General features: G+C 44.1%; 5 protein-coding genes and 5 pseudogenes. 5 read left to right on the top strand and 5 right to left on the bottom strand.

Annotated features, from left to right (window positions below; translation table 11 throughout):
- Positions 1–378: pseudogene (locus tag HUX64_RS20580) on the top strand (IS3 family transposase); the annotation flags it as partial.
- 52 nt (positions 379–430) lie between these two features.
- Here the strand turns inward: HUX64_RS20580 and HUX64_RS17780 are convergent.
- Positions 431–865, bottom strand: a pseudogene (locus tag HUX64_RS17780) (IS110 family transposase); the annotation flags it as partial.
- A 1,352-nt stretch (positions 866–2,217) separates the two neighbouring features.
- Here HUX64_RS17780 and HUX64_RS17775 point away from each other — a divergent pair.
- From HUX64_RS17775 to HUX64_RS17760, 4 genes and pseudogenes are all read left to right on the top strand, one after another.
- A complete protein-coding gene (locus tag HUX64_RS17775) occupies positions 2,218–5,310 on the top strand; it encodes a transglycosylase domain-containing protein (protein ID WP_343034424.1) in 3,093 nt (1,030 codons plus the stop codon).
- A gap of 33 nt (positions 5,311–5,343) precedes the next feature.
- A complete protein-coding gene (locus HUX64_RS17770) occupies positions 5,344–5,478 on the top strand; it encodes an acyl-CoA thioesterase family protein (RefSeq protein ID WP_343034423.1) in 135 nt (44 codons plus the stop codon).
- A gap of 88 nt (positions 5,479–5,566) precedes the next feature.
- A pseudogene (locus HUX64_RS17765) lies at positions 5,567–6,611 on the top strand (IS701 family transposase).
- The gene (locus HUX64_RS17760; RefSeq protein WP_217426603.1) at positions 6,604–6,906 is read left to right on the top strand and encodes an acyl-CoA thioesterase; all 303 of its coding nucleotides are present in this window, start codon (positions 6,604–6,606) and stop codon (positions 6,904–6,906) included. The pseudogene HUX64_RS17765 and the gene HUX64_RS17760 overlap by 8 nt, the downstream one beginning before the upstream one ends.
- Before the next feature lie 653 nt (positions 6,907–7,559).
- Here HUX64_RS17760 and HUX64_RS17755 read toward each other — a convergent pair.
- The 4 genes and pseudogenes from HUX64_RS17755 to HUX64_RS17740 form a co-directional block, all read right to left on the bottom strand.
- Positions 7,560–8,328, bottom strand: a pseudogene (locus HUX64_RS17755) (IS5 family transposase).
- Positions 8,329–8,549: 221 nt separating this feature from the next.
- Positions 8,550–10,544 carry an LTA synthase family protein gene (locus tag HUX64_RS17750; RefSeq protein WP_174627538.1) on the bottom strand — a complete coding sequence of 665 codons (1,995 nt, stop codon included), beginning with the start codon at positions 10,542–10,544 and terminating at the stop codon, positions 8,550–8,552.
- Positions 10,545–10,622: 78 nt separating this feature from the next.
- Positions 10,623–12,011, bottom strand: a complete 1,389-nt coding sequence (locus tag HUX64_RS17745) for a TIGR03013 family XrtA/PEP-CTERM system glycosyltransferase (protein WP_174627537.1) — start codon at positions 12,009–12,011, stop codon at positions 10,623–10,625.
- A gap of 43 nt (positions 12,012–12,054) precedes the next feature.
- Positions 12,055–12,166 (bottom strand): annotated as a pseudogene (locus HUX64_RS17740) (IS1 family transposase); the annotation flags it as partial.

The raw sequence follows: 12,166 nt of genomic DNA, 5'->3' as shown, positions 1-12,166 counted from the left end.
GGCCGAGCCTAGGCGGGCTAAACGGGTGAACGACGCCTTATTGATGGCCATTTGCAAGCGAAAGCCGGAAAAGGGACTGAGGCGGCCTACCGAGCGGGGCAGTCAACAGGCGCCGGAAAGTCATCGGCTCCTGTTAACCAACATGGCATCCGGCGGAGCATGAGGCGTAAGGGCAATTGTTGGGATAAAGCCGTTCCGGAAAGCTTCTTCCGTAGCTTGAAAACCAAACTGATAGCTAATCAAACCTATCAAATCCGAGCGGAGGGTAAACAAGCGGTGTTTGAATATATCGAAGTGTTCTGCAACCGCGAGCGACAGCATTCCTCCAACGGTTATCTATCGCCCGTTGACTATGAATTGCTGCATAAAGCGGCTTAACCGTGTGTCCGGTAAAAGGTTGAAACATCATAAATGCCGGGCGATTCTTTTCCATAGTCGCCATTTCCTTTAATTGCCTTCTGCGGCTTAATAAGTCACTCATTAAGCTTAACTGTTCAGGTTTTACTGCACTCAAGCGTGGTTTAAGGGCTTCGCCATAAAAGGCAATAATTTCAGCATCAATCCTATCAGTTTTAGCCAGTTTTCCAGTCGCTGCCGCGAATCGTCTCACCAACAAAGGATTTGCGATCATAATCGGGAGTTCAGCCTTCTGGCAAGCCTCGACAAACAAGGTCTCAAAACCGCCGGTTGATTCAATAATTACTCTTGAAGGCGCGTGTAGTTTAATTTTTTTAACGGCTTCTTTAATGCCTTGCGGATTGTTCTCAACCTTGAAAAAAATAGCTAAAGGACGAATGTGAATATCAAGCTGTTTTTTGCCTGTATTAACATCCCCATTAATTTCAAAATTAGATAATTTATTCATGAAAAGTAATTCCCCCTCTTGCAAATACGGGTTCTATGACCCTAAAGACTGTTCGAGTTAATGGCTTGGAGTTAAGAAGCGCCCTCTCTGGCTGAGATTCGGCTTGGGATAATTCGCCTGGCCCATGCGCCGCTGTCACCGGTCGGGAGCCGTAAAACGGACAGGCGGTATAAAGCGTATCGATCCGGTGCCTTAAGGTCGTCAAGGCGCTTTCCGCTTGCGCCTGATCATAACAACGGCTGCAGACACTGCCCGAATTCGCATTGCCGCGCCAACGCTACCTCGCCGGGTTCTAGCAGCCAGCGCAGACGCTCGTCTATAGGCATATCCCGGAGTTCTTTTCAGCCCGTCCAACTCCAAGTTGAGGCGCCCGCTTTGCCTGTATAACGCCTCTTTCGCTGGCCTTCGCCTGAATTCTCCGGCCCCGTTGGGCCGACAATAGCACTACCAAACCGCCTGCGCTTCTTTTTTCCAATGCAATACCTGATTCGGGTGAAGCTGATTCGCCCCCTTAATCTCGTTGAGCGAAAGTCCCCTTTGAGCGCTTCTAAGGCGGCTTTCGCTTTGAATTCGGCGCTGTGATGCTTTCTCTGCAGGAGCCTTCTCTTATCTCTTTTGGAGCCTGTGACTTGCAGAATAACACCTTAATTAACTGTCCAAGAATTGGGGACTCGTATATTTATCGGCTCTCTTTTCGCTAAGTTTTAGATGGCTTCTTTAGTGATAATACCCATTAACGGGCCTGGTACCTCTCAACCTCATCCTTATGTAGCGGCTAGGATCAAATAAAGTAAGAAGTTCTGATCGATATAAGCCTTTAATGGGACAACTTAAAGTCTGCTGTAGTTAATATGAGAAAAAGTGAAGTTATAAAATCAGTTAAGTCGGCAATAAAAAAGGCGATAAGTCCAAGAAATAAGGATTAGGAAATCAAGAAACTGCAATGAGCTTTGTTGTGGCTGAATTGTTTTTTTATATTTCAACAGCAGCCCTTCTAAAGGAGACTTTTGCAAAGTAAAAGAAAGCCTTGAATTAATAAACTATTAGGCAAAAAAGGGTGTCAAAAAATTGACATGACCTTGCTATAGCCGGAATTTGAGTAAAGCAAAATCTAATTAAATACAAATTTAACTTGCGCAGGCTTATTCTATTTATTTGCTATAATTATTGAATAAATTGTTAAGCACAGCCTGTTTTCTACAGGAAATACCACTCGCCGCCAGTAAGCTTAAATAAAAATTCATTGCCTTAACATCTAATATTGAAAACAAAATATTTGAGAAATTCCAGTCAATTAATTCAGATGCTACTGAAAAAGGGGAGGCTTCATTACATTTTGAATAAAGCTGTCAATGATGCGGGCGAATAAGCAATTAATTCGTCGAATTTTGGTATTGAGCATTCTGGTCGGATTGATGGGGATTGGAGTTGTTTTTGTCAAAATCTTGAAAGAGGAAGTTAAAACATCAAACTATCAGGCCCGTTACTTATCCATAGTAAGCAAGCAATTAAGCTTCAAACTTAATAGCGGCCCCAGTTCATCAATACGCTATCCCGAATATGGACCTTATGATCAGCGCCTGGGCTATGTCATGTTGCCGGACGTGATTGACCGATTGGAGAAGTCCGGCTTCAATATCACGGCTCAGGCATCCTCTTCGCCAATGATGACTCAATTAGCCGATTATGGGTTATTCACCATTTACCATGAGAAAAACCGCGCCGGACTTCGAATATTGGATCAGGCCGATCAGGTCGTGTTCAGCTCGGCTTATCCCAGTTATGGCTACCCGAATTTTGATTCTATACCTGCGTTAGTTTTGTATACCTTGCTCTTTATTGAGAATCGGGAGCTGCTCGATGATATCCACATAAATGTTAATCCGGCCGTCGAGTGGGACCGTTTAGGCTATGCCGTACTGCAAATGATGGCCAGCAAACTGGGCGCGGATATTAATGTGCCCGGCGGCAGTACCTTGGCCACTCAATTAGAAAAATACCGGCATTCCCGGCATGGCTATACTAATTCGATAATGGATAAATTCCGTCAAATGAGTAGCGCGTCCGTTCGCGCGTATCTCCTTGGAGCCGATACCCGTGCAATGCGTCGAGCAATTGCTCTGGCTTATTTAAATTCCATGCCGCTTGCCGCTACCCCAAAATTGGGAGAAGCACATGGCTTGGGTGATGGTCTACGGGCATGGTTCGGCGCTGATTTTAACGAGGTTAACAAACTGCTTGGCTCAAATTCGATCAATTCATCTGAACGAGTTAGTGCTCGGCAGGCACGAGCCTACCGGCAGGTGCTCAGTCTATTGTTATCACAAAGAAGACCATCCTATCTGCTGGGACCAGGCTACAATGCGCTGCAGAATCTTACCAACAGCTATTTGCGGCTGTTGGCAGAGCAGGGGGTTATTTCGACGTCATTAAGAGATGCTGCCTTGCAGGTTTCGACGCCTCGTTGGGCGAGGCTGGATCAGCCAGTTACGGCGTTTATGACTGAAAAAAAAACGCAAACAGTACTGCGAGCCCGTCTTGCCAAAACTCTTGGCGTAAAATCCATCTATGATCTCGATCGCCTCGATTTAACCGTTAAAACATCGCTTGACTATCCTGCTCAACAGGCTGTTTCCACAGCTTTGCGCCGATTAAGCGAGCCAGATGAAGCCCGGACTGCAGGAGTGCTGGGTTTCAGGTTGCTTAATGAAAACACCGATTTATCCCCGCTAATCTACAGTCTTATGTTATTTGAACGTGGGACTACGGGTAATCTTCTGCGCATTCAAACTGATAATTATGATCAGCCCCTGGATATTAATGAAGGAATACGGCTGGATCTTGGCTCCACCGCCAAATTGCGGACTATGGTGCATTATCTGGAACTTATTGCAGAGATTTACCGGCAATATAAAGATTTTTTCTCCACGGAACTGAGCCGTGTTGAATTGCACCCTCGCGATTATCTGTCTGCCTGGGTAATTGAACAGCTTCGCTTAAAGCCAAAGATAAGTCTGGAAGATTTACTTAATTTGGCGCTGGATAGACGCTATTCGGCCAGTTCCGGGGAGAATTTTTTTACCGGCGGCGGTATTCATCATTTCAACAATTTTGATAAAGCCGAGGACCTTAAAATCATGTCGGTGCGCCATGCCTTGCGCGATTCCGTAAACCTGGTTTTCATTCGTCTGATGCGTGATCTTGTTTATCACCATCTCTATAAACCTCAAGGTATAGCACGCTGGCTTGAAATACCCGGTGATCCAAGGCGCAAAGAGTCTCTGGAACGCTTTGCGGACCGCGAAGGGAGCGTTTATTTACAGCGTTTTTATGCTAAATACCGGGGCAAGAGCGCAGCAGAAGCATTGACGCTGCTTACCCGGAGAGTCATTGCCAAACCTTCACGTCTTACCATGCTTTATCGGGCTGTTTATCCTAAGCATGACGAGTACGCCCTAAGCCAATATTTAAATATCCATTTGACGAAAACTGCATTGCTCAATGAAGACATCTATAATTTGTACGACAAATATTCGGCGGAGAAATTTGATTTACAGGATCAGGGCTTTATAACCAAAATTCACCCGCTTGAATTATGGCTGGTCGGTTATCTGGCAGAGCATCCTGACGCTAGCCGTGAAGAAGTCATAGAAGCGGGCGCCGAAAAACGCCAGGAAGTTTATCGATGGCTGCTCAAAAGCAAAAGAAAAGGCGCTCAGCAACGGCGCATCATGACCTTGCTGGAAGTGGATGCGTTTAAAGAAATCCATAAGGCGTGGCAGCGCCTAGGCTATCCATTCGGAAAACTGACACCGTCTTATGCAACAGCTATCGGCGCTTCTGGGGATCGGCCTGCGGCATTGGCCGAACTTATGGGCATTATACAGAACGAGGGTATAAAATTACCGATTATCCGTTTTGAGAGTTTGCATTATGCCGAAGCGACGCCCTATGAAACCGTATTGCACAAGCTGCCTGAGCAAGGGCAGCCCGTGCTTGCACCTGAGGTCACCCGGGTTGCGCGCAGCGCGCTTATTGGGGTTGTGGAGGGCGGAACCGCATCACGCTTAAGAGGCGTTTATACAGGTTCTGACGGTAAACCCATGGCTGTCGGCGGCAAAACCGGAACGGGCGATCATCGGCTGGAAATATGGGGAGATGGAGGCCGTTTGCTTGAATCGAAATTCATCAGTCGTGCCGCCACTTTTGCATTTGTCCTTGGCGAGCGTTTTTTCGGCGTCATTACTGCTTATGTGGCAGGGCCTGACGCCGAACATTATCACTTTACCAGTTCCCTGCCGGTACAGATATTAAAGTTTTTAAAGCCCACGCTTTCTCCTCTGCTAAATAAAACTCCGGTTGATGAAAATCCCAAGCCGCTGTCCAAAATGACAGTAGCTACGACAGGCAAAAATAATATTTTAATTCATTTGCCGAAGCCGTAGCAGTTGGATAGGTCTGGGTTTTTCTAATCTTTTATGCATGAAGATAAAAGCCTTCATCATACCGCGGTTGATATCGAAATACCTTTTCATGATATTGATATGATGGAAGTGGTCTGGCATGGGCATTATGCCAAATATTTCGAAAGCGCTCGCTGCGCTTTGCTGTAAAAGATTAATTTAGAAGTTACCCATTGACAGATGAGGTCAGGATAGAATAGACAGATTAAAAATATCCGCCTCAAAAAGCCAACTCATGATCAGAAAAACAAGCCGTACCTCGACGGCACGCTGTACCTTGCCCATGTCTATCGGATTTTTATTGAGCGAGCCGAAAGCTGTGAGTTGTTGCCAATTAGCCGAAGTTATGAATATTTCAGACGATAGCGTCAACCGGTTTTTGCAAAGGGAATCTTGTACGCCATAGTATATGTTCAAAGAGGCTAAGGCGATGCTGAATCTAAAAGCCGGAACCTTAAGCGGGGACGACAATGTTTTAGATAAACCGTATAGTCAGGACATGGCGTTAGTGGGCTATTTCTGGTCCGGCAAGCATCACGGAACGGTTAAGGGCATTAACCTGATTACGCTGCATTACACCGATCCTCAAGGGCAACATCAAGCGGTTAATTTCCGGGTTTACGATAAAGCCGAAGGCAAAACCAAAAATGATTATTTTCTGGAGATGCTAGCCGACGTATTGGCTTGGATGCTTGAGCCCGGTTGGGTAACGGGCGATAGCGGGTACAGCTGCGTCAAGAATCTCAGGACGATAAAAACCAGGGTCTGGGGTTTCTGTCAGCGCTGGAAAGCAATCGTCTGGTTGCAGTCGTAAAAGGCTCATGGCAGCAAGTTCAACAATTAGCGGTGCCCGAAGACGGTCTGGTCGTTTGATGGCGGGACTTTGGCCCTGTCAAATTGTTTCGGATGCGGTTAAAAGACCAACAGCGCCATTATAGTGTGTACCTGCCTCATGAAGAATAACTCGATGCCTTTGACCGGCAGAACTTTAGCCAAACCCATGACCGGCATTGGCAAATTGAGCAATATCAGCGGGCCCTTAAACAGGTCTGCACTATCGGGCACTTTCAGGTGCGCAGCAAAACAGCCATCAAAAACCATTGGTTTGCGGCTATTTGTGATTATACCCAATTACAACGCTTACGCGCAATGGAATTGATCGGCAATTGTTATCGATTACGGCAGGATTTATTCAACGAAGTCATCGGTGCCTTTATCGGCACCTTTATGCCTTCAATGGCACATGTGAACCCCCACAATTTCAATCAGGCGTCAATGCGTAACTTCTATAATTATAACTACCTCCAAATGCGCGCTTCAGGTTACGCATGGCAGATTATCTATCTGCGAATCAGTTACGCAAAGCCTGCCGTGTTTGCACAGATAATTACTGTAAAGTGCTGTTGTGTTGAATGGGAAAATCGTCTGAAAATAGATTATCTCATTGTTGATAAAGATACAGGCTCAAGACTGACTAAAGGTTATAGCATTCAGGTTGCCGTTAATATGTTGAGCCAGGAAATGTGTTTTGAATCACCTGCTGTGTTGTTTGAAAAATTGGGTTTAATGGCCGTGTGATTTTCATAAAAGTTGTGAATTCGGAATGTTCGGGAATTTTAGAGGTTTCTTTAATAAATAAATTAACACTCCTGCGCTGCACTGAAAAAGCTGTTTGGCTAAGGTGGTTTAAGTTTTGTTTATGAGTGCCGCATGTAGGATTTTTAAATTTTAATAATAATAAAGGCAGCGCCACTGACAGTAATATCAACATCATTAGCACCCGCGGGCGACCTTATCCATTTTGAAAATGCCAAACAATGTCACTCCGGTACCCTCAAAGGCATTTAATGCAAGATAAGAGGCATTTAAGCAAACGACAGAGTACGATTAATAAATGAAAATATCAATTTTAAGCTCGCCCTCAACATTACAACAACACATTTAATACTTATCCTCTATTAGAGCCACAGTGACCGGCAGATATCAGCTATTTTATTAAATAAGGTTAGCTTTTGCAGTTCTTTCAATAAAGTCAAAGCCTACCATTTCAGGTAAAAGGGGGCGAACGGCTGCAGTACCTTTATACTGCACCGGGTCGAGCTATTTTGTAAAAATGTCTGGCGCCGTTTGGGTTGGCAATGCAGAAACATTTATACTTTATTACCAAGTTAAGGCGTGTGGTTATTGCAAAAATGAAGTCGCTACTAAAAGATCAACCACTAAGAATCTGTTCAATATCTTCTCAGCAATAAGGCCAAGAAAGCCAAATTGACAAATTGTAAGCGGGTGTCAAGCAAGCGTTCGGTATTTTTCCAGCCCGGCAAAGAATCGCTCGACCACCCCCCATTGCGCAAGCACCGCCAAGCTATGAAGCTCATGGCGTTTGGCGACGTGTACGGCGGCACCTGGCGAACGCTGGACGGCCTCAGCAAAAGGCTGCCCTGTATAGCCGCCATCGCCTAACAGCGAAGCAACCTCGATAAGCCTGTCAAGTTCCGGGCAATGGTCTCCAGCGCCCCCAGGTGATCGGTGATATTGGCCGTGGTGACCGCTATCGTAGGCGGCAAAGCTGGGCTATCAACAAAGATAAGACGCTTGAGGCCCGCTACCTTTTTGCCGGCTTCATAAGCTTTATCTCTGGCGCCATTGGTGTTTTTGACGCTTTGAGCATCAACGATGCACAAGCTCGTCTTGGCGCTGCGCCCCGGTTTAAGCCGGGCCGCGCCAGCCTGATTTTTTTAACGCCTGCTCGAGCAGGCTTAAAGCATTCTCAGGCTGCACGCTCCATTTTGAAAAATAATAATGCCCGCTGCGCCAGTTCGGCACATCGCTTGGCAGCATGGGCCATTGGCAGGCGCTCTTCAGCAAATACAGGATGCCACAAAAAACCTCGTATAAATCGACACTGCGCGGTTTGGTTTGCTTCCGAACACTTTCCAGCAATGTCCTGAGCTGTTCAAATTGTTCTCGATTGATGTCGCTGGGATACACTTTTCTCATGCCCCTGTTATCAAACATATTTAGAAGATATTGAACAGGCGCTCTTAGATGAACCATGAGCACGCAGCAGACGATTAATCTCAAATTTCCAGATTTTCGACACCAGAATCTGCTGATTAAGCATAGCCTAAATCATATAGAATGATTTAGGCTATGCTAGCCTTTCTAAAAGATAAGCTAATTAAAAAGATAGTTGTATTGCAAACGCTGAAGTAGAGTAGTTATTGCTTTTCGGCAAGATACTGCCGCCATCGCAGGGTTTCCCAGTCTCGAATCAGATTTACAATCCTGTTTTTATAAACCGGTTCTGATAGCGCCTCTTCATAGGTCTTCCATAATCTTGATTCGCTGAAGAAGACCTGTTCAGAGCGAAAATCAAACAAGGTCCGTACGCCATCCTGTTGTACATGAGCAATCAATGACGGTTGAGATAAGCTCCCTACTAATTGAAATACCATTTTATCCTTATTTAGCCAGCGGTTTGTAAGACCCAGTGCTGACCGGATGGCTATTTCCGCGACGTCCACCTGGCCTATAGGTTCGTCGGCACTAACATCAGGATCATTTATAATCAGAGGTATTTTCGTTTGCGAATCATTTATAGCATGACCGTGTCCCAGAAAGCCGTCATCGAATAAAGATTCCCCATGATCTCCCAAAATAACAATAGTCACCTGATTGAGCAAGGTTTTCTCTTTCAGGGATGCGATAACTTCTCCCACCGCCCAGTCTGCATTTGCTATGGCGTTCCAGTAAGTATCTGAAACCCATTTTTTATTTTCAAGATTAATTTTAGAGCGCGGGATCAAGTGCTCAATAATCAGTTTTTTCATTTTCGGATGCGAATAAGGAAAATGCGCGGCTTGAAAATTCAAATAAATAAACTGTGGCTTGCTAAAATCCAGTTGCTTGACTCGCGCTTGAAACTGCTTTACTACCCGTTCTTCACTTAGACGCAGACTCCCCTGTTCCGTGCTCGGGAATACACGATCATTAATAGCTGTTCTTGCATCAAAATAATAAACGCAGTCATTCTGCATACCTACAGCGGAGGCTACATTGCCGAATGACTCATCCTGACCCGATATGATGGAAAGTTGATAATCCGCCGATTGCAGGAATTGAATCAGGGTGAGTTTGGCGTTATTTTTAACCAGGTCCCGGTTAAAGATTGCGGTTATCGATGTGGTTGTGTATCCGGTATGGCTGTAGGCATTTTTTATGGAAGAGCCGGTGCTGGCAATATCTCTCATGACCGGTGCTGCATAGTGATCATTTATCTTTTGATCCAGAAGATCGGCGCGCGCGCTTTCCAATACAATAAGAATGATATGTTTGCCGCTTTGAGGCGGTATTTCAGAAAGGCTATCTTTTTTAACTGGAAGTATAACAGCATCGCCCAGAAAGCCATCTTCATCTAGGCCATTGCCGGGAATGTCCAATGCGCCGGGATAAATATCAGCATTAAATACAGCGTTATCCTTTGGATATGAAAATATGCCAGAGCCATCCGAATCAATATCGGATAATTTATCCAGTCCACTGCTAATAAGCCGGTAAGAAGTTTTTTTCTCTAAGCCATACCGTAAGAAATCATTGCCGGATATAAAATAGGCGAGAATGGGCGTTAATACCAGATTTAAAGAAAGCAGTTTAATATAAGAGATATGTTTTATATCTTTTTTTGAGAATTCATAGATGGACTTGTTATCGAGCCACTTCATAAAACAAACCAAAAATAAGGTAATAATGCAAAGTATCGCAATAAACAAACTTATTTCATTACTGGCGTACAGCAAGGCTTCCTTTAAACTGCCGCCGCCCAGATTTTTTATAATTTGCAGATTTATAGTATCGCTGAAATAGGACAATACTTGAAATTTAAGCGCTAGCCAGATTCCAGTCGATAACACCACCAGAACAGTGAAATTGTAATAAATAATCAAGCCGTATTTATTCAGTTTGTCAGCTACAAAAAACCAGAGGCTGGCTACAAAACCATATAATGCCAAATCAAACCAGAAGGACAAACCAAGAAATGTCAATCGTTCGGGGAGTGTTCTATAGGAGTAGGGCTGCAAGAATCCGCCGGTGAATATATCGTATTTATAATAAAGCAGGGTTAGTTCCAGGCCCTGAATAATAATAACAGCGATAAATACTACTAACAACCTGCGAAACTGCCACAGAATTTCTTCTAATTTAAGCAAAACCACCGTCTAGTTTTTTTCATTCATTGTCAATGCTCAAAAATACTGAATATTATTCAGCTTTGCTTTTATCTGAACAATTTATCATCTTGCTCCTTTACCCCATAAAACGGCTTCAACTGTATTCAACATAATGGATAAATCCAGAAAGATGCTGTAATTTTTAACATAATACAAATCATATTGGAGTTTCTGAAGGGCGTCATTTTCGTCCGCTCCATAGGGATAACACAACTGAGCCCAGCCGGTAATGCCCGGTTTAACCCGATGTCTTTCAGTGTAATAGGGAATCTTCTTATTAAAATCTTTAACAAATTCAGGCCGTTCTGGACGAGGGCCGACAAAACTCATCTGGCCAATAAGAACGTTAAATATTTGCGGCAACTCATCTATGCGGTATTTTCTGATAAAACTACCGACGCGCGTGATCCGGCTGTCCTCCTTTTGAGCCCATTGAATGCCGTTCTTTTCAGCATCCGTTCTCATACTTCGAAATTTGATTACATAAAAATTTTTATTATTCTCGCCTACGCGTAGCTGGTGATAGAAGATGGGCCCCTTAAAGCCGCTTTCCAGAAAGATTGCCAATGCCGTTAACAGCATGAAGGGCCAGGCGACAATAAATAGTAATAAGCTGGCAATCAAATCAAAAATTCTTTTTTCCACTGCTCTTAATCCTCCCTGGGCAAAACCGTCACAAAAAACCAGCCAGCTCGGGTAGACATTTTCCAGGGAAATAATCCCTTGCTCGCGCTCATAAAAGATCATCATATCCATTATCGTCAGACCCGACATTTTACAGTCTAAAAGCTCAGCCAGCGGCATGATGCGGCGTTTATCATCAAGAGCAATTACAATTTCATCAACATTAAATTCCTCGGCAATTTCATTGATATTTTTATCCAGACGAATCAATTGGTTTTTATCTACAACAGAAATTTCATCGGGTAATGCCACAAAACCTACTATTTTAAAGGCCTTATGAATAAAGGAATCATTAATGCCAATTAACTTACGGGCCTTTTTGCCGCTGCCTATAACCAGGACCCGTCTTTTTAGCTGTTCAAGATTTACCAGCCGGTAAAACAAAAAACGGGTCAACATCATCCCCGCAAATGCAAAAACTACTGCGTATCCTAATATTCCCCGGGCGAGGAGAAACTCATGTAAAAAATAATAGATTGTAATAACCGTCAAAATTGCGACGATAAAACTGACGAATATTCGCGCCATCAGATTGAAGTCTTCCCAGCTTAAAGTTCTTCTGTACAGGCCAAGCGCCGAGCAGGAGAGAGTCAGTACCATCGAAAAAATAATACTTGCCAGGATAATGTCCTCTTTTGTATACCAGGACTCAGTAAACAGAAAACGAACATTACTGCCGAAATACATGGCGGCAAAAAAAACCCAAAATTCTATTATAACCAACCACAGATAAGCTCTGGATATATAGTGGCGGAAAATACGTATCACATTATTAGCCCTGTTTTTTTAGTTTTAAATTAGGTATTGCTAATTAACTATAGATAATCTCATTATTTCTTTTAGCCATCAGAAGCCTTACGGAATATTCCAACATCTTTTGGCACTTGCTGTAGCATTTTGACTTGCGGCGCAACCTGGCAAGG

It is taken from the genome of Candidatus Methylobacter favarea, assembly GCF_902806695.1.
Lineage (GTDB): Bacteria > Pseudomonadota > Gammaproteobacteria > Methylococcales > Methylomonadaceae > Methylobacter_B > Methylobacter_B favarea.
Note: the sequence above shows the minus strand (reverse complement) of the source record. Positions and strands in the feature narration are given on the sequence as shown.

Bases quoted from the DNA above. Each gene is read 5' to 3' on its own strand.
- HUX64_RS17775 (WP_343034424.1), top strand. From the start codon at position 2,218: ATGATGCGGGCGAATAAGCAATTAATTCGTCGAATTTTGGTATTGAGC.
- HUX64_RS17770 (WP_343034423.1), top strand. From the start codon at position 5,344: ATGCATGAAGATAAAAGCCTTCATCATACCGCGGTTGATATCGAAATA.
- HUX64_RS17760 (WP_217426603.1), top strand. From the start codon at position 6,604: ATGCGTAACTTCTATAATTATAACTACCTCCAAATGCGCGCTTCAGGT.